Annotated in this window: 18 protein-coding genes and 1 pseudogene; 9 read left to right on the plus strand and 10 right to left on the minus strand. The window is 68.9% G+C overall.

Going from position 1 to position 18092, the window contains the following annotated elements; all coding sequences use genetic code 11:
* Positions 1-203: 203 nt before the first annotated feature.
* Positions 204-1775, plus strand: coding sequence for a S10 family peptidase (locus MQH10_RS21595; RefSeq protein ID WP_242566044.1), 1572 nt, complete (start codon positions 204-206; stop codon positions 1773-1775).
* Positions 1776-1781: 6 nt separating this feature from the next.
* On the opposite strand, the gene MQH10_RS21600 is transcribed toward MQH10_RS21595, so the two are convergent.
* The 6 genes from MQH10_RS21600 to MQH10_RS21625 all read right to left on the minus strand — a co-directional run bounded on the left by MQH10_RS21600 (position 1782) and on the right by MQH10_RS21625 (position 7571).
* Positions 1782-2174, minus strand: coding sequence for a hypothetical protein (locus MQH10_RS21600; RefSeq protein ID WP_242566045.1), 393 nt, complete (start codon positions 2172-2174; stop codon positions 1782-1784).
* A gap of 97 nt (positions 2175-2271) precedes the next feature.
* Positions 2272-2601, minus strand: coding sequence for a low molecular weight protein tyrosine phosphatase family protein (locus tag MQH10_RS21605; RefSeq protein ID WP_242566046.1), 330 nt, complete (start codon positions 2599-2601; stop codon positions 2272-2274).
* The gene (locus tag MQH10_RS21610; protein ID WP_242566047.1) at positions 2598-3443 is read right to left on the minus strand and encodes an ATP-grasp domain-containing protein; all 846 of its coding nucleotides are present in this window, start codon (positions 3441-3443) and stop codon (positions 2598-2600) included. The genes MQH10_RS21605 and MQH10_RS21610 overlap by 4 nt, the downstream gene beginning before the upstream one ends.
* Positions 3444-3477: 34 nt before the next feature.
* Positions 3478-4923 (minus strand): efflux transporter outer membrane subunit, encoded by a 1446-nt coding sequence (locus tag MQH10_RS21615; RefSeq protein WP_242566048.1) that lies wholly within the window; start codon positions 4921-4923, stop codon positions 3478-3480.
* A gap of 19 nt (positions 4924-4942) precedes the next feature.
* Positions 4943-6469, minus strand: coding sequence for a DHA2 family efflux MFS transporter permease subunit (locus MQH10_RS21620; RefSeq protein ID WP_242566049.1), 1527 nt, complete (start codon positions 6467-6469; stop codon positions 4943-4945).
* Positions 6470-6479: 10 nt separating this feature from the next.
* The gene (locus MQH10_RS21625; RefSeq protein ID WP_242566050.1) at positions 6480-7571 is read right to left on the minus strand and encodes an HlyD family secretion protein; all 1092 of its coding nucleotides are present in this window, start codon (positions 7569-7571) and stop codon (positions 6480-6482) included.
* A gap of 129 nt (positions 7572-7700) precedes the next feature.
* Here MQH10_RS21625 and MQH10_RS21630 point away from each other — a divergent pair, with 129 nt between their 5' ends.
* Both MQH10_RS21630 and MQH10_RS21635 read left to right on the plus strand, forming a co-directional pair.
* On the plus strand, positions 7701-8648 hold the full coding sequence (locus tag MQH10_RS21630) for a LysR family transcriptional regulator (RefSeq protein WP_242566051.1): 948 nt from the start codon (positions 7701-7703) through the stop codon (positions 8646-8648).
* A gap of 61 nt (positions 8649-8709) precedes the next feature.
* Positions 8710-9396 carry an HD domain-containing protein gene (locus MQH10_RS21635; protein ID WP_242566052.1) on the plus strand — a complete coding sequence of 229 codons (687 nt, stop codon included), beginning with the start codon at positions 8710-8712 and terminating at the stop codon, positions 9394-9396.
* A 3-nt stretch (positions 9397-9399) separates the two neighbouring features.
* On the opposite strand, the gene MQH10_RS21640 is transcribed toward MQH10_RS21635, so the two are convergent.
* Complete coding sequence (locus MQH10_RS21640; protein ID WP_242566053.1) at positions 9400-9795, minus strand: MFS transporter; 396 nt, start codon at positions 9793-9795, stop codon at positions 9400-9402.
* A gap of 83 nt (positions 9796-9878) precedes the next feature.
* The gene (locus tag MQH10_RS21645) at positions 9879-10769 is read right to left on the minus strand and encodes a spinster family MFS transporter (protein ID WP_242566054.1); all 891 of its coding nucleotides are present in this window, start codon (positions 10767-10769) and stop codon (positions 9879-9881) included.
* Between the two features lie 100 nt (positions 10770-10869).
* Here MQH10_RS21645 and MQH10_RS21650 point away from each other — a divergent pair, with 100 nt between their 5' ends.
* The 6 genes and pseudogenes from MQH10_RS21650 to MQH10_RS21675 form a co-directional block, all read left to right on the plus strand.
* On the plus strand, positions 10870-11505 hold the full coding sequence (locus MQH10_RS21650) for a glutathione S-transferase family protein (protein WP_242566055.1): 636 nt from the start codon (positions 10870-10872) through the stop codon (positions 11503-11505).
* A 297-nt stretch (positions 11506-11802) separates the two neighbouring features.
* On the plus strand, positions 11803-12282 hold the full coding sequence (locus MQH10_RS21655) for a helix-turn-helix domain-containing protein (protein WP_242566056.1): 480 nt from the start codon (positions 11803-11805) through the stop codon (positions 12280-12282).
* 110 nt (positions 12283-12392) lie between these two features.
* Positions 12393-13259: an SIMPL domain-containing protein gene (locus MQH10_RS21660; protein WP_242566057.1), complete on the plus strand. Its 867-nt coding sequence runs from the start codon at positions 12393-12395 to the stop codon at positions 13257-13259.
* 142 nt (positions 13260-13401) lie between these two features.
* Positions 13402-14406, plus strand: coding sequence for a TonB-dependent siderophore receptor (locus tag MQH10_RS21665; RefSeq protein ID WP_242566058.1), 1005 nt, complete (start codon positions 13402-13404; stop codon positions 14404-14406).
* Positions 14407-14411: 5 nt separating this feature from the next.
* On the plus strand, positions 14412-15485 hold the full coding sequence (locus MQH10_RS21670) for a TonB-dependent siderophore receptor (RefSeq protein WP_242566062.1): 1074 nt from the start codon (positions 14412-14414) through the stop codon (positions 15483-15485).
* Between the two features lie 14 nt (positions 15486-15499).
* Positions 15500-16626 (plus strand): annotated as a pseudogene (locus MQH10_RS21675) (PepSY-associated TM helix domain-containing protein); the annotation flags it as partial.
* Positions 16627-16715: 89 nt separating this feature from the next.
* Here the strand turns inward: MQH10_RS21675 and MQH10_RS21680 are convergent.
* Positions 16716-17810 carry a YeiH family protein gene (locus MQH10_RS21680; RefSeq protein WP_242566060.1) on the minus strand — a complete coding sequence of 365 codons (1095 nt, stop codon included), beginning with the start codon at positions 17808-17810 and terminating at the stop codon, positions 16716-16718.
* Positions 17811-17957: 147 nt separating this feature from the next.
* The coding region (locus MQH10_RS21685) for a flagellin (RefSeq protein ID WP_272887084.1) at positions 17958-18092 on the minus strand (135 nt) is incomplete at its 5' end.

An 18092-nucleotide genomic window follows, 5' to 3' on the forward strand; every position in this document is an offset into this window, starting at 1 on the left:
GGGTAGAGCGAGCTGCGAAAACCCACGCCTTGGTGGCGCCAGCGCTCGAGGCGTCGCCAGGCCGGCGACCACCGAACGGCGGTCTCAACATTCCGCTTGCGGCGCGCCGCCGTTCGCGGTGCTAGGTCGTAACAGTTACGGCGCGGCCGGGGGGCGAGCGTGTCTCCCCCGCCTCGCGTTCACGCGACAGCGAGGGGATCGCCATGCGGAAATTCGCGACCATTCTGACGGCCGGCGCCTGCGCGCTCGCCCTGAACGTTCCGGCCCTGGCCCAGGAGGCCAAGCCGCCGGCCGCGGCCTCCGCGAGCAAGGAGGACAAGCCGGGGAAGCTGCCCGAGAGCGAGACCGCCAAGGCGCCCGTGCAGGAGCAGGCCAAGTCGAGCCGCCACAGCGTGACCATCAATGGCAAGGCCATCGCCTATACCGCCACCGCAGGCACGCTGACCCTGCGCGACGACGAGGGCAAGCCGACCGCCAGCATGTTCTACGTCGCCTATGTGGCCGACGGCGGGAAGGGCCAGGCCGACCGGCCGGTGACCTTCTTCTACAATGGCGGGCCGGGCTCCTCGTCGCTCTGGCTGCACATGGGCTCGTTCGGGCCGGTGACGGTGAAGACCAATGCGCCGAACCCGGCGAGCCCGCCGCCCTTCGTGCGCCAGAACAACAATGACAGCCTGCTCGACAAGTCCGACCTGGTGTTCCTGGACGCCATCGGCGCCGGCTATTCGCGGCCGCTGGGCGACACGCCGGGGACCAAGTTCTGGGGCGTGGACCAGGATATCGACGCCTTCGCCCGGGGGGTGACGCGCTACATCACGATCAATCACCGCTGGAACTCGCCCAAGTTCCTGTTCGGCGAGAGCTACGGCACGACCCGCACGGCGGGCCTGGCCTATGAGCTGCAGGACCGCGGCGTCGCCCTGAACGGGGTGCTGATCCTGTCCTCCATCCTGAACTACGGCACCCGCGACGCGGGCTTCGACCACATCTACCAGACCTATCTGCCGAGCTATGCGGCGACGGCGGCCTATCACCACAGGCTGGCGAGCCAGCCTGCGGACATGACCGCCTTCCTGCAGGAGGTGCGCGACTTCGCCAACGGACCTTACGTCTCGGCGCTCGCCAAGGGCGACACCATCTCGCCGGCCGAGCTGGACGCGGTGGCGACGAAGATGTCGGCCTATACCGGCCTCTCCGTGGACTTCATCAAGCGGGCCAATCTGCGGGTCGACCTGCAACGGTTCCGCAAGGAGCTGCTGCGCGACCAGCGCCGCACAGTGGGCCGCTATGACAGCCGCTTCACCGCCATTGATGTGGACGCCGCGGGCGAGGGGCCGGAATATGACGCCTCCGACGTGCAGGTCTCGGGACCGTTCACGGCGGCCCTGCACGACTATCTGGAGCAGGACCTCGGCTATACGACCGACCTGGCCTATTTCCCGTCAGGCCCGGGCATCAACCAGGCCTGGGACTGGAAGCACAAGCCGCCGGGATCGAACCGCGCCGCCCAGGTGGCCGACACCGCCCAGGACCTCTCCATGGCGATGCGCCAGAACCCGAAGCTGAAGCTCTATTCGCTGAACGGGCTCTATGACATGGCCACGCCGTTCTTCGGCACCGAGTACGACATCAACCACATGCAGCTGGATCCCTCGCTGAAGGGTAATGTCCGCTTCGCCTATTACCCCTCCGGCCACATGGTCTATCTGAACCCTCAGGCTCTGACCCAGATGAAGGCCGACGTCGCGAAGTTCTATGACGACGCGATGAAGTAGGCTTGATCAGCCGGCGGTGGGGCTGCGGTAGGACAGGTAGCCGCGCTCCACCATCCGGCGCATGGCCTCATAGGCCTCGATCAGCTCTTGATACTGCATGCGCAGCTCGCCCAGCCGGGCGATGCCCTTGGGATCGGGGCGCATGGTCTCGGTCATGGCGAGCGCCTCCTTGACCCACTGGGCGCGGGCCTGGGCGGCGGCGACGGCGAGCTTCTGGAACTTGGCCAGGTCGGCGTGACCCAGCATGGCGCCGACCACCTCCTTGTTGGAGGCGTAGGCGGTGTAGTCGATCTGCTCCAGCTGACCGCGCAGGCGACGCTGCGCATTGGGGTCGTCGGAATGCTGGGGTTCGAAATGATCGTGGGCGTGGCGCTTGAAGCTGCTCACTGAAGTCGACATAGGCGGCCTCCCGGCCTTCGGCCCCATTGCAGGGGTCTTCCGAGGCCAGACTAACCCATTGGGCTTAATGGGGGATTTAAGCGCTTGCGATGGCCTCTCAGCGGCTGGGCAGGTGGCGCGGGACCTTGGCGCGGAGCAGGGCGATCAGGTCCGGGTCCATGAAGGCGTAGTCGTCGGGGATATCGAGGCAGATCACCCGTGCCCGCTTCAGATGGGCCTTGAAGCGCTGGCTGAGCCGGTTGCGCTGGGCCTTCTCCATCACGAAGATGAGGTCGGCCTCGGCGACCATCTCGCCGGTGAGCGGCTCGACCGCATCATGGTTCAGGCCGGCCGAGGCGACCTCGATGCCCGGCCAATCGGCGAAGACCTGCTCGGCGGTGGGACTGCGCAGCTTGTTCTGGCTGCAGACGAACAGGACGTGCTTCACGCGATGGCCCGGGCCAGGCGCTCGCCGAGATCGGGGGCGAAGTGCGGGAAGAGGTGGGGCTCCACCACTTCGAGCTCCATGAGCAGCAGGCCGCCCTTGTGCGGAACGAGATCAACGCGGGCGGCGAGCGCCGGGACGGGCAGGGCGTCGATGAAGCTTTGCGCCACCGCGATCTCGGCGGCGTCCGGGTGGTGGGCCTGCTCCAGCCCGCCATGCATGACCTGGATGCGGTAGTCGCCCGAGCCCGACGTCTTGCGGACGGCGTGGGAGAATTGGCCGGCCACGAAGATGTAGGAGATCTCGCCCTCGGTGAGGATCTCCGGGATCAGGGGCTGGGCGAACTGGCCGGGCTCGAGCACGCGACCCGCCGCCTCGGCGCGGGTCAGGCGGGCCTGGCCGAAGCCGGAGGAGCCGACCACGGGCTTGAGCACCAGCTCGTCGGCGCCCAGCCGGTCGAAGGCTTCGATGAGCGCGACCGGCGCGTCGGTGAAGACGCTGGGGATCACCGGCAGGCCCCGCGCGGCCAAGCCCTCGAGATAGCGCTTGGAGAGGTTCCAGCGGATCAGCTCGGGGGCGTTGGCGATCGGGGTGACAGCGCCGGCCCGGTCGAGGAAGGCCAGGAATTCGGCCTCGCGCTCGGTATAGTCCCAGGTGGTGCGGATGAAGAGCAGGTCGAAAGCCGCCGGATCGCAGGTCCGCCAGTCGGCCTCGGTGAGGGTCAGGCCGCGGGCGGCGAAGGCCGGGGTGAAGGCGTCGAGCTCGCGGTCGTGCTCATAGGCGTCCACGCGCCGGTTCGCGGCGGTGGTGAGCACCTCGGCGCAGGCGAGATAGGCGACCTTCATGACGGACCTCGGGACACGGGGCCGCAGGCTTAGCCTAGCTGTTGGCGGGCTTCCAGTTGGTGGCGGTGGCGACCAGCAGGCTGACCAGGTCCTGGTCGCGGCGGCCCTGGGCGTTGACCAGGTCGCGGCGGGACTTGGCGAGGTCGCGCTCGGCGGAGATCACCGACAACAGCGTCCCGCCGCCCAGGCTGTACGCCGCACGGGCGTCCTTCAGGCGGGATTCTTGCACCGACTGGACGCCGACGAGGGCGGCGATCGCCTTGTCGTCCTCGGCCAGGGCGGCGAGCGCGTCGGAGACCTGGACGAAGGCCCGCAGCACCGTGCCGTTGTAGCGGGCCAGCGCCGCGCGGGCCTCGGCCTGGGCGGCGTGCTGGCCGGCCTTGAGCCGGCCGCCGTTGAAGATCGGCGCGGTGAGGCCGCCGGCCAGGTTCCAGCCGGTGGAATCGTAGCGGAAGATGTTCTCCGGCTGGATCGAGCCCTGGGTCAGGCCGGCTGTGAGGCGGATGTTGGGATAGAGGCTGGCCGTGGCGACGCCGACATCGGCGGTGGCGGCATGCAGTTCGGCCTCGGCGGCCAGGATGTCGGGGCGCTGGCGGACCAGGCTGGAGGGCAGGCCCACCGGGATCTCGGCGGGGCGGGTGAAGCCGGCCTGGCTGAAGTCCGGCGCGGCCCAGTCGGAGGGGGTGCGTCCGACCAGCAGGGCCAGCTGGTGGCGGGCGAGCGCCAGGTCGCGCTCCACGGCGGGGCGCAGGGCGGCGTCGCGGGCCAGGTCGCCGCGGCCGACGGTGAGGTCGGAGGGGGCCGCGCCGCCGATCGCCTGGGCCTTGCCGACCATGTCGACGGTGCGCTGGTCGTCGGCGACGATGGCGTCCAGGGCGTCGAGTTCGGCGCGCAGGGCGGCGATCTTCACGGCCTGCATGGCGACATTGCCGGTCAGGGTCAGATAGGCGGCGTCGACGCGGCTCACCTGGGCCTGGGTGCGGGCGCGGGCGGCCTCCAGACGGCGCTTGCCGCCGCCGAACAGGTCGAGGTCGTAGCTGACCGTGCCGCCGATCGAATAGAGGTTGATCGTCGGGCTGGGGAAGCCGGTGAAGCCGAAGGACTGGGTGTTGATCCGTTCCCGCTGGGCGCCGGCGCTGCCATCGACCTGAGGACCCAGCGCGCCCTGGGCCGAGGCGGTCTCGGCCTGGAGCTTCTGCAGGGTGGCGTCGGCCTCGGCCACGGTGGGGCTGCCGGCCAGGGCCAGGCGGATGGTCTGGTCGAGCTCGGGCGACCCCAGGGCCAGCCACCACGCGCCCGCCGTCCGGACGTCGGGGGAGAGACGGACGGCGGGCGCTCCGGCGTCGCCGGCCATCGCATAGGCGGGGGCGCCTGGCGCGGCCGGTCGCTGGAAGTTCGGCCCCACGACGGCGCAGGCGCCGAGCGCGAGGGTCAGAGGCAGGGCCAGGGCGGCCCGCTTGGTCATTCTACGACGGGACATGGGGGAAGGATGCATGGGGTCAGTCGACCTCGATGGCGACATGGCCGCCCGGTTGGCGCTTGGCGGGGCGCATGAGCAGCAGCATCGGCATACAGGCGATGGTGATGATCAGCATGAGTTTGAAGTCGTCGATATAGGCGATCATGGTGGCCTGGCGGGTGACCTCGGTGTTGAGCGCCTGGAGGCCGGTGACGCTGCTGAGGTCGAAGCGGCCGGCGAGGTCGGCCCGGACCACCGGATCGGACGGATTGATGTGGGCGGCGAGCGAGCCGTGCATGGTCTGGGTGTTGGCGACCACCAGGGCCTGCATGATCGAGATGCCGACCGCCGAGCCCATGTTGCGGATCAGGGTGTAGAGCGACGAGCCCTCCGGCCGCAGGTGCGGCGGGATGGTGGCGAAGGCGAGCGTCGACAGCGGCACGAACAGGAGGCCGATGCCCAGGCCCTGGATGAAGCCCGAGATCATGAACGGGGTCGGACCCATCGACAGGTCGAAATGGATCATCTGGGTCAGGGATACGCAGGAGATCGACAGGCCGGTGATCAGGATCAGGCGGGTGTCCACCCGGCCGACCAACTGGCCCACCGCGAACATGGCGATGAAGGAGCCGACGCCGCGAGGCATGCTGACCAGGCCCGAGGTCAGCACCGGATAGCCCATCAGCCCCTGCATCATCGGCGGCAGCAGAGCCATGGTCGAGAATAGCAGGATGCCGATGAAGAAGCCGAAGACGCTGGCCGAGACGAAGTTGCGGTCGGCGGCGAGCGCCGGATCGAAGAACGGGTTCTTGGCGGTCAGGGTGTGGGCGATGAACACCCAGACCGAGCAGAGGATCACGACCAGATAGGTCCAGATCTCCGGCGAGGAAAACCAGTCGACGCCGGGGCCGCGGTCGAGGATCAGCTGCAGCCCGCCGATGAAGCAGGTGAGCGAGAAGAAGCCCAGGAAGTCAAAGGGCTTGGCCTTGGTCTCGCGGTCGGCCGAGATGAAGATCAAGACGCCCAGGAAGGCGAGAATCCCGACCGGCAGATTGATCAGGAACACCCAGCGCCAGGAGGCCTGCTGGGTCAGCCAGCCGCCGAGCGCCGGCCCCAGGATGGGGCCCAGGATCGCGCCGGCCCCCCAGATGGCCATGGCCTGGCCGTGCTTCTCCGGCGGGTTGATGTCGAGCAACACCGCCTGGGACAGGGGGATGAGGGCCGCGCCGAACAGGCCCTGCAACAGGCGGAAGCCGACGATCTCCGGCAGGGAGGTGGCCGCGCCGCAGAGCATGGAGGCGACCGTGAAGCCGCCGATGGAGATCAGGAACAGGCGCTTGCGCCCGATGCGATCGGCCAGCCAGCCGGTCATCGGGATCATGATCGCCGAGGCCACGATATAGGAGGTCAGGACCCAGGTGATCTGGTCCTGCGAGGCCTGAACGCTGCCCTGGATATGGGGCAGGGCGACGTTGGCGATCGTCGAGTCCAGCGAGTTCATCACCGTCGCCAGCATGATCGAGATGGTGATCGGCCAGCGGTTCGCGCGGTCCTGGGCGTCGGTCATGGGATGGGCCTCAGCCGGCCGCGGGCGGCGTCCGCTCGACCGCGCCCGGGGACTTGACGTCGACCTTGACCGAGGCCGAGAGGCCGGCGCGGCCGGCCATGGCGGGCGGCGGCTGGTCGAAGTCGATACGGACCGGCAGGCGCTGGGTCACCTTCACCCAGTTGCCGGTGGCGTTCTGGGCCGGCAGGGCGGAGAAGGCCGAGCCCGCGCCGGGGCTGAAGCTGGCGACATGGCCGGTCAGCTTGGCGTCGGCGGCGGCGTCGACCTTGATGTCGACATGCTGGCCGACCTTCATCTTGGCCAGCTGGTCTTCCTTGAAGTTGGCCTCGATCCAGGGCTTGCCGGAGATCAGCCAGAACACCGTCTGGGACGGGTTCACATAGCCGCCGACCTGCAGCTGGTCGACGCGGGTGACGATCCCGTCGGCGGGCGCGACGACCACGCCATAGCTGACGTTCAGCTTGGCGCGCTCGAGCTTGGCGCGGGCGGCCAGCACGGCGGGCTGGCTGTCGACGGCCTGGTCCGGATGGCCGTTCAGATTAGCGAGAGCCTGGGCGGTGCGCTGGCGGGCGGCGGCGACGGCGTCGGCGGCCTGCTGGGCGCTGTGGGCGGCGGCGTCCGCCTCCTGCTGGGAGGCGACGCCGGCCGCGACCAGGGCCTTCTGGCGGGCGGCCTCGCGATTGGCGAAGGCGAGCGTGCTCTCGGCGCCGGACAGATTGGCCTGCTCGGTCTGATAGGCGGCCTGCAGGGAGCGGACCTGCACCTCGGCCTGGGCGACATCGGCCACGGCCTGGGCGGCGCTGGCCTGGGCGTCGCGGGTGTCGAGGCGGAACAGGGGCTCGCCCGCATGGACCTGCTGGTTCTCATGCACATAGACGGCGATCACCCGGCCGCCGACGCTGGCGCTGACGGGCGCCTTGGCGATCTGGACATAGGCGTTGTCGGTCGACTGATAGCGGCCGCCGGTCAGGACCACGACGATGGCGATCACCAGGATCGCGGCGGGACCGCCCACGATCAGGGGCCAGCGCCAGCGGCGCAGCCAGCTCTCACGTCCATAAGTCACTTCGGCGACAGGCCGACCACCCTCTGCATCGCTCAAGAGGTGCGTCCTTTCAGAACTTCATTCGCAGATTGGATCGCGGCGCGACTCTGGTGGGAGGCGCCGTTGCGGAATGTGCAAATAGGCCAAGCGTCATGATGACGGAAATGATATGTAGTCACGCTGTAAATGAATGAATTGCATATCCATAGATTAGACCTGAATCTCCTGCGGGTCTTCGACGTCCTGCTGCAGGAGCGCAACGCCACCCGGGCGGGCGCGCGGCTGGGCCTGTCGCAGTCGGCGGTCAGCCATGCCCTGGGCCGCCTCAGATACGCCCTCGACGACGATCTCTTCGTCCGTGATCCGCGCGGCCTGAAGCCGACCCCGCGGGCGTTGGAGATCGGGCCGCAGGTGAACAGCGCGCTGGCCCAGCTGCAGGCGGCCTTCGCGCCCTCGACCTTCGATCCCGCCACCACAGAGCGGCGCTTCGTGCTGATGGCCGGCGCCTATACCTGCGGCGTGCTGGTCCCCAGGCTGGTCGAGCGCATGGCGCGCGAGGCGCCCAATGCGGGCCTGGTGATCTCGGAGTTCGGGCCCGACATCCTGGAGCAGATGGACAGCCGCCGCGCCGACTTCGTCATCGGTGGCTTCACCTCGGGGCCTGCGCGGCTCGTGCAGGAAGTGCTGCTGACCGAGCATCTGGTCTGGGTGGTGCGGGCCGAGAATCCGCTGCCGTCCGGCCCGATCAGCCTGGAGACCCTGGTCAGCGTGCCTCACGTGGTGATCGCCCGCTCGCGCACCGATGTCAGCGCCGGCATGACCATCCCCGGCAGCTGGGAAGACCCCGACACCTTCGAGTCGATCCTCAGCGCCCAGGGGCTGAAGCGCCGCATCGGGGTGACGACGCCCGACACCTATTCCGCCGTCTCGGTGGTACGCCAGTCGGACATGGCCGCCCTGCTGCCGGCGCGGATGGCGCGGCTGACCAAGCAGAGCGGCCTGCTGCGCATGCTGGAGCCGCCCTATGTGCCGCCGCAGGTGGAACTGGGGCTGATCTATCTTGCGGACCGGATGGCGGACCCGGCCATGGTCTGGATGCGGGACCTGCTGCGCGAGGTCGCCGCCGAGGTCTGATCGCCTTGGCGGGCGGGATGGCCTAGTCTCATGGCGATGCTGCAGCGCCTTGGAGGCCGCCATGAGCCATAGACCGGTCCTGTCGTGGGCGATCGCCCTGGCCCTCGGCCTGAGCCTCGGGGTTCCGGCGCTCGCAGAGCCGCCGCCCGCCGCGTCGGGCTGGCGGGCCAAGGTCCTGGCCCTGGGCGCCGAGCATTTCGGCAATCCGGCCTGGGGCTATTCCCATTCCCAGCGCGACTATGGGCTCGCCAAGCGGCTGGCGGCCGCCGACCATGTGGTCCTGGACGACGACGTCCTATTCGCCGCCGCCCAGCTGCACGACATGGCGGCCTTCGCGCCCTGGCGGGATGCGGCCCGCGACCACAGCGACGTGGCGGCGGAATCCGTGGAGGGGGTGCTGGCGGGGACCGATTTCCCGGCCGCCAAGCTGGACGCGGTGCGGGCGGCGATCCGGACCCACATGTACTATCGCGATCCGGTCGGGCCCGAGGCGCGCTACCTGCATGACGCCGACGCCCTCGACTGGCTGGGCGCGATCGGGGTGGCCCGGATGATCGCCCTGGCCGATCCGAACGGCGGCGCGCCGACGGGACCGGCCACGCTCAAGATGATCGAGAAGAACCTCGCCGCCGCGCCGTCGCGGGTGGTGACCCCGGGTGGCCGGGCCCTGGTGGCCGGGCGGGTCGCGGAGACGCAAGCCTTCCTGGCGCAGCTGCGCGCCGAGACCGACGACCTGGCGACCTTCTAGGGCCTAGCTGACCATCTCTTCGCGGATCGACTTGCGCGCCATCCAGAACAGGCCGCAGGCGACGACGCCCAGGCTGGAGGAACAGATCAGCGCCCAGCGCACCCCGTTGGCCGAGCCCAGACCGACGGGGCCGGCCAGGATGTCGGAGAGCGCGCCGACGAACAGCGGGCCCAGGCCCAGTCCGATCAGATTGATGATGAATAGGATGATCGAGGCCGCCGTGGTGCGCATCTGTAGCGGCACCAGGCCCTGGACCGTCGCATAGATCGGACCGTACCAGAGCGAGCCCAGCAGACCCGGCAGGACCAGCAGGGCGAGCGCGGTGGTGGCGCTCGGCGCCAGCATGGCGGTGATGAAGAAGCAGGGGGTCAGCACGGCGGCGATGGCGGGCACGCTCATATAGGCCCGCAGATCCCGCTTGGCGGCCTTGTCGGCGATGAAGCCGCCGACCCAGGAGGAGACGATGCCGGCGGTCCCGCCGATCAGGCCCAGAGCCAGGCCCAGGAAGCCGGCCGCTTGAGCCCCACTTGGGCGGCCATGGCGGCCACCTCGGCCGGATGGTTGCGGAAGAAGAAGGAGGCGGTGAAGGGGGCGTTGCCATAGCCGATGAAGGCCAGGACCGCCGCGCCGAAGGCGATGAACCAGAAGGTCCGGCGGCCGCCCAGATAGCGCAGGGTGGCCATGAAGTGGCCCTTGCCCGGGGCGTTGGCGCGGGCCTGGACGGCGGCCAGCGCCTTGCGCGGCTCGCGCAGGGTGCCCAGCACGATCACGGCGAAGACCAGGCCCGGCAAGCCGGCCAGCAGGAAGGCGGTGCGCCAGCCATAAGCGTCGGCGACGATGCCGCCCATGGCCAGGCCCAGCAGGCCGCCCAGCGGGGTGCCGATGGAGAAGAAGGCGAGCGCCGAGGCGCGGTTCTCCTTGGGCACATAGTCGGCGATCAGCGAGTGGGCGGTGGGCGTGCAGCCGGCCTCGCCGACCCCGACGCCGATCCGCGCGAGCACCAGCTGGACGAAGTTCTGGGCCAGGCCGCAGGCCAGGGTGAAGCCGCTCCACACGGTGAGCGCCGCGCCGATGATCCAGATGCGGTTCACGCTCTCGGCCAGGCGCGCGATCGGCAGGCCGAGGCCGGTATAGAACAGGGCGAAGGCGACCCCGGTCATCATGCCGATCTGCCAGTCGGCGATGTGCAGGTCGTTCTTGATCGGCTCGGCCAGGATCGAGACGACCTGACGGTCAAGAAAATTGACCGTGTAGACGCAGAGCAGGATGAACAGGGCGTACCGGCGATAGGGCGCGGAGACCAGGGGGATGGGGACCCCGGCGCCGTCGGAGATGCTGGCGCCGTAGGGGGCCGGGGCGGAAGCCTCGGTCATGGGGTGCGTTTCCTCGAATGTCTTTTTTGATCTTGGGTCCACTAGACGCCGGCTTGCGGCGACCGCCAATAGTGTCCGTGCAATTGGGGCGGGGGACGTGATGGAACTGGTGATCGGAACCAAGGCCTGGTCGAGCTGGTCGATGCGGCCGTGGCTGGCGCTGAAGCGGACCGGAGCGCCCTTCACCGAGACCCTGATCTCCCTGCGTCAGCAGAACAACATGACGCGGGAGGCGATCCTACCGCATTCGCCGTCGGGCCTCGTCCCCTGCCTGAAGGACGACGGCCTGGTGCTGGTCGATTCCCTGGCCATCTGCGAATTCCTGCACGAGCGCTTTCCGGACGCCGCCCTGTGGCCCGCCGATCCTGTGGCCCGGGCCCTGGGCCGTGCGGCGGCGGCGGAGATGCACGCCGGCTTCGCCGCCCTGCGCGCGGAATGCCCCATGGCGCTGGAGCTGGCCCCCCGCGACCTGACGCTGTCGGACGCGGCGGCGGGCAATGTGCGGCGCATCGTGGAGATCTGGAACGGACTGCTGGACCGGTCCGGCGGGCCGTTTCTGCTGGGCGCCTGGTCGATCGCCGACGCCTTCTACACGCCGGTCGCCACCCGCATCCGCACCTACCAGATCGACCTGGCGGACCATGGCGCCTCGCCGGCGGCGGTGGCCTACGGCCGCGCCCTGCTGGAGACCCCGGAGTTCCTGGCCTGGGAGGCCGGCGCGAGGTCCGAGGCATAACAGAAGTAGATAACGGTATTCCTAAAGTCGTAATTCGCGCTTCAGGGGAATCTGTTTTCGCTTCAGGCGGGAATTCCGCCCAAACTCATTGCTCAAAATGAGTAGATGAGCCGCGCGCGAGCCTTTGCGTCCGCTATGCTCTTGGAGTCGGTCGTCCCGCCCATCGGGCGAGCATGGCCGCGCGGTGTTTCATTTCTTTGAGTGCCTGGGTTTTATTGCCGGGAAGCCGACCAGTGGGCGGTTGGGTCTCCCGATCCGTAACCTGCGGCTATTTCATAAGTGAGTCAGGTCACGCCCATGCGTCGTTCGGGGGGACGAACCGATACAGAGGAGATCGCCCGGCGGCGCTATGTCGCCAAGGCGAGCCTTGACCATTTCCTGCGCGTGGCCGCGGCCCTGTCGGAGGTCTTCGATGGCAATGTGCTGGCCGGCGTGGTGTTCCTGACCATAGCGCGCGCCGGGGTTCAGCATCTGACCCTGACGCCGGGCCCCGGCGGGCCGGGACCGGACGGGGTGTATCCCGACGAACTGCGCCGTCCGGTCAGCGTGATGAGCGTGGCCAATTTCCTGGGCCTGTCCTACGAGACGACCCGCCGGCACGTCAGCCTGCTGATCGACCGCGGTTTCTGCGTGCGGGTCGGCGCGCGCGGGGTGATGGCGCCCGCCTCGGTGATCCGCGGGTCGATGATGGAGCGCCTGGAAGAGACCAGCTACACGGCCACGCACCAGTTGCTGCGCACCCTGCGCCGGGGACCGGACGACCTGTTTCCCGGCTAGGGCGGCAAGCGGCGCCATAGGGCCTTTGGTCGGGCGCAGAATTGGCTCAATCTCCGCGCGAGCTGAACCGGAGCCGACCGCACGAGTTCGGCCAGCCCCAGGGAGATTCCATGCGCCGCCTCATCCTCAGCCTGTGCCTCGCCGCCGTGGCGACGCCCGTCCTGGCCCAGACCGCGCCCGTCGCGCCGGCCGGCCGCTATGATCCGGCCCCCTGGTGGATGGACAAGCCGATCATCGCCTCGTCCGGCTATGTGACCAGCGAGGTCACCGCCAATCGCGCCACCTTCCAGGCGACCTATCACGTGGTCGATCGCGATCCCGCGGCGGCGACCAAGGCCGCGGCCGACAAGGTCAAGGCCCTGGGCTCGGTGCTGGCGGCCTATGGCGCCGACAAGGTGCGGGTGGCCACCACCTTCCAGATCACTCCGCTCTACGACCAGTACCGGGACAAGGACGGCCAGCTGGTCGACAATGAGCGGGCCGACAAGATCAAGACCTATCAGGTCGCGGCCATCGTCTCGGTGGAGGTGCGCGATGTGCGCCTGATCGAGCAGGTCTATGCGACGGCGCTCTCGGCCAAGCCCTCGACCACCCAGCCGGTCAATTTCCGGCTGGAGCCCGACAATGAGATCAAGACCCAGATGTTCCGCGCCGCCGTGGAGGACGCCGCCCGCCGCGCGCGCCTCGCCGTCGAGGCCAGCGGCGCCAAGCTGGGCGGGGTGAAGCTGATCGATCCCACCGGCCGGGCCTGCGAGACCGACGTGCTGGTCGCCGGGGCAGGGCGCGGAGGAGGGGGAGGCGAAGCCTATGACGTCGCCATGTCGCCGCCCCCGCCGGCGCCCATGGCCGCCATGCCCATGCTGCAGAAGCGGCTCGCCGAAACCGGCTTGAACCCCGACGACTTCCGCCTGCCGCTGCAGCCCCCGGTGCAGAGCCTGGAGGCCCGGGCCTGCGTGGTGTTCGGCCTAGCGAACTAGGCGACGCGGCCCCCGGACGCTTTGGCGTCCGGGATAGGGCTGATCCTTATATGCGAATAAGTCGCACTCGCATTGACTCGCCAGCAGGGAGTCGCCTATCGGGTAATTGCAAGTCATTCGCAATTACATCTAGAGCGGTCCCATGTCCCGAGTTTCCGGCGCCACCCTGTTCGCCACCACCATTCTCGCCGCCGGCTGGCTGGCCGGGGACGCCCACGCCGCGGAGGCGAGCGGCGTCGAGGCGGGGGAGGTGGAAGGGGTCGTCGTCCAGGGCGAACGGGTTTCGACCTCGGCCGTCGCGGGCCTGGGGCTCACCCTGCGCGAAACCCCGCAGTCGGTGACCGTGGTCCCGCGGGGCCAGATCGAGGATTTCGCCCTCACCACCGCCAACGAGCTGCTGACGCAGATCCCCGGGATCAATGTGGAAAAGGTCGAGATCGACCGCACCTATTACAACGCCCGTGGCTTCGACATCACCAACTTCCAGGTGGACGGCGTAGGCATGCCGCTGATCTGGGGCATCCAGTTCGGCGATCTGGACACCGCGATCTATGAGCGGGTCGAAGCGGTGCGCGGCGCCAATGCGATGATGACCGGGACCGGCAATCCCTCGGCCACCATCAACTACATCCGCAAGCGCCCGACCCAGGAGACCCGTGGCGCGATCACGGCGCAATACGGCTCGTGGGACGACAAGCGCCTGGAGGCGGATGTCTCCGGTCCGCTGAACGCGGCGGCCACCGTCACGGGCCGGCTGGTCTACGCCAATGAGGACAAGGGCTCCTATCTCGACCACTACGGCGTCAACCGGAACGTCTATTACGGGGTGCTGTCCTGGGACATCACCCCGAAACTGAACCTGACTGGGGGCTATTCCCTGCAGGATAACCGGGCGAGGGGCGTGCTCTGGGGGGCTCTGCCCATGACCTACAGCGACGGGACGCGCATTTCCTATCCGGTTTCGGCCTCCACCTCGGCCGACTGGACCTCGTGGAACGTCCGCGACCAGACCGCCTTCGGAGAGCTGAGCTACAGCTTCGACAACGGCTGGCGGATCAAGGGCGTCGGAACCTATCGCCGCTCTGACGAGCAGGCCAAGCTGCTCTACGCCTATGGCCATCCGGACGCCGCGAGCGCCTTGGCGTGATCGGCATGACCGGCGTCTATCCGTCCACGCACCAGCAGTACATGGCCGACCTCTATGCGTCGGGGCCGGTCAGCCTGGGGGGACGGACCCATGAGCTGGTCGTCGGGGTCAACGCCTCGCAGGCCTACGCCACCGAATACGAGGGCTTTTCCACGACCGTCCCGACCTATCCGGCGGTCGCGGACTGGAGCACCGCCCAGATCGCCGAGCCCGACTATCCCAGCCCCTCGCTCACCGCCGACCAGACCGACCGTATGTACCGGGCCTATGCGGCGGCGCATCTGAACCTCAGCGACCGGCTGAAGGCGGTGGTCGGGTTCAACGCCCTGAAGCTCACCTCGAAGGGCTATTCCTACAGTGTCGACACCTCGCGGGAGGAGTCGGCGGTCAGTCCCTATGCCGGCCTGATCTATGACCTCACATCCCGGCTGTCGGCCTATGCCAGCTACACCGACATCTTCAATCCGCAGTCCGAGGTTGATGTCGATCACCGCAAGCTGGCCGCCGCCCATGGGGAGAGCTTCGAAGCGGGGCTCAAGAGCGAATGGCTGGAGGGCCGGCTCTACGCCACGGCCGCGGTGTTCCAGTCCCGCCAGCTGGGCCTGGCGGACTACGCCGGCAGCTTCGCGGACGGGAAGAGCTACTATTCCGGTGTCGATACGACCGTCAGCGGCTATGAGCTCGAGGCGAGCGGCGCGATCAATGACCGCTGGGCGGTCTCCGGCGGGTGGACCCAGCTCTGCTTCGAAAAACATGACGGCGCGGCGGTCCGCCCCTACCTGCCGCGCAAGACCTTCAAGCTGTCCACCACCTACCGCGTTCCGGAGCTGCGCGATCTCAAGGTCGGGGCCGCCTTGCGCTGGCAGGACGATGTCCACATCCAGGACATCTCGGTCGTGACCCAGAAGGCCTATGCGGTCCTCGACCTGATGGCGAGCGTCCGGGTGGCCGACCAGGTGCGGGCCACGGTCAATCTGAAGAATGTCGGCGACGCCAAGTATCTGACCAGCCTGATGTGGAGCCAGTCCTATTACGCGGCCCCGCGCAGCGTCTCGCTGAGCCTGAACTACAGCTTCTGACCGGGGCCGGTTCAATGTCGCTGCGCCCCTATCTCGGCTTCCTCCATCGTTGGGTGGGGCTGGCCACGGCCGGGTTCCTGTTCGTCGCCGGCCTCACCGGGGCGGTGATTTCCTGGGATCATGAGCTGGACGAGGTGCTCAATCCCCAGCTGCTCCTGGCCCGGGCCGCAGGGGCGCCGATATCCCCCCTGTCGCTCGCCGGCCAGGTCGAGGCGCGGGACCCGCGGATCCAGGTGACCTTCCTGCCCCTGGCTGCGGAACCCGGCGGGTCGCTGGCGATCGGCGTCTCGCCGCGCCTGGATCCGGCGACCGGGCGACTGTTCGCGCCGAGCTATAATCAGGTCTTCCTGGACCCTGCGACGGGGCAGGAACTCGGCCGGCGCGACTGGGGCGCGGTCTGGCCGATCACCCGGGCGACCTTCGTCTCGTTCCTCTATGTGCTGCACTACAGCCTGCACGTCCCGACCCTGTGGGGCGTTGATCGCTGGGGGATCTGGCTGATGGGGGCGGTCGCCCTGGCCTGGACCGCGGACTGCTTCGTCGGCTTCTACCTGACCCTGCCGGTCGGGCCGACGGGTCGCCGCGGGTTCTGGGCCCGCTGGGCGCCGGCCTGGAAGATCAAGACCGGCGCCAGCGCCTATCGGGTCCATTTCGACATCCACCGCGCCTTCGGCCTGTGGCTGTGGGGCGTGCTGTTCACCGTGGCCTTCACGGCGTTCTCGCTCAACCTCTACAGCGAGGTCTTCTATCCGGTGGTCTCGCGGGTCTCCCAGGTCACGCCGGGGCCGTTCGAGACCCGGAGGCCCCGGTCTCCGGATCACCCGATCACGCCTCGGCTGGGCTATGGCCCCATCATCGCCGCCGCGCAGCGGGAGGCCCGGGACCGCGGGTGGCGCGCGCGGCCGGGAGCGCCTTCTACAGCCCCGAGTTCGGGATCTATGGCGTCGCCTTCCATGTCCCGGGCGGCGATCACGGCGCCGCAGGCGTCGGCCCGCCCTATCTGTATTTCGACGGCGGCGACGGGCGGCTGCTGGGCGCGCGCCAGCCTTGGAAGGGGACTGCGGCGGACATCTTCGTCCAGGCGCAGTTCCCCCTGCACTCCGGGCGCATCCTCGGCCTGCCGGGCCGGATCCTGATCTCGGGCATGGGGCTGGTGGTCGCGGCCCTGAGCGTGACCGGCGTGGTGATCTGGGCGCGGAAACGCCGGGCGCGGCGGTCGCGGCGCCGCGCCTAGCGGCTGAGCAGGACGGCGGCGAGGACGAAGCCGCCGATCCACAGGGTCTCGCCGACCATCAGGGCGATGGGCCGCCAGCCGACGGCGAACACGTCCTTGAACGAGGTCTTCATGCCCAGCGCCGCAATGGCGGTGACCAGGCACCAGCTGGACAGCCCGCTGGCGGCGGTGACGACCGGCTTGGGCACGAAGCCCAGGCTGTTGATCGCCACCAGGGCGGCGAAACCCAGCAGGAAGATCGGCGGGGCGGGGATCTTGCCCTTGCCGCCGGCCGCGCCGTTGCGGGCGACCACGACCGAGATGGTGAAGACTACGGGGGCCAGCATGGCGACCCGCAGCAGCTTCACATAGGTGGCCGTGTCGCCGACCGTGGGCGAGATCGAATAGCCCGCGCCCACCACCTGGGCCACGTCGTGGATGGTGCCGCCGAGGAACACCCCGGCCTGGGCGGGCGACAGGTGCAGGCGCGCGGCCAGCAGCGGATAGAGGATCATCGCCACGGTGGACATGGCGGTGACCGTGACCACGGTCAGGATGGTGTCGCGCTCGCTGTCCTTGCTGCGCGGCAGGACCGAGGCGATGGCCAGGGCCGCCGAGGCGCCGCAGATGCCGACCGAGCCGCCGGACAGCACGCCGAACGCCTTGCTGCGGCCCAGGCGCGGGGCGACCAGCAGGCCCAGCGTGATGGTCGAGATGACGCCGACGATGACGATCAAGATCGGCTGCGGCCCCAGGCTCATGATCTGCTCGGCGGTGACCCGCACGCCCAGGAGGGCGACGCCCAGGCGCAACACGGCCTTGGACGAGAACTCGATCCCGGCGACGCAGCGGCCTTCCTCGTGCAGGAAGTGGAAGGCCATGCCGAGCAGCAGGCCGAACAGCATGACCGGGGCGTGATAGTGCTGGGAGAGCCAGGTGGCGGCGAGCGCGATGGTGAGCGCCACCACGACGCCCGGATAGACGGCCCGCAGGGTCTGGATGAGGGATCGCCTGGCCGGGGCGATGACGACCTCGGGCACGCCCTCCATGCCGTCGAACGACCGGAACATGGCGTGGGCGGCGGCCGTGTCGGTGTCCAGGTCGCTCGCCATCGAATCCGATCCCCCTAGAGTCTGGCGCTCACTATCAGCAAACCTCGTAGCTGACACAGCAAAACTATCAGGCGGGGACGGGCGGACATGAAGAGGGCCCCCGGCGATCCGCCGAGGGCCCCTTCGAAATGAAAGCCGTCGTTCGGCTTAGCGGAAGAGCGACAAGAGACCCGAGGACGAGCTGTTGGCGATGGACAGCGCCTGGACGCCCAGCTGCTGCTTGGTCTGCAGCGAGGTGAGCTTGGCGCTTTCCTTGGCGAGGTCGGCGTCGACCAGGTTGCC

The sequence above is a fragment of the Phenylobacterium aquaticum genome (assembly GCF_022695515.1).
Lineage (GTDB): Bacteria > Pseudomonadota > Alphaproteobacteria > Caulobacterales > Caulobacteraceae > Phenylobacterium > Phenylobacterium aquaticum.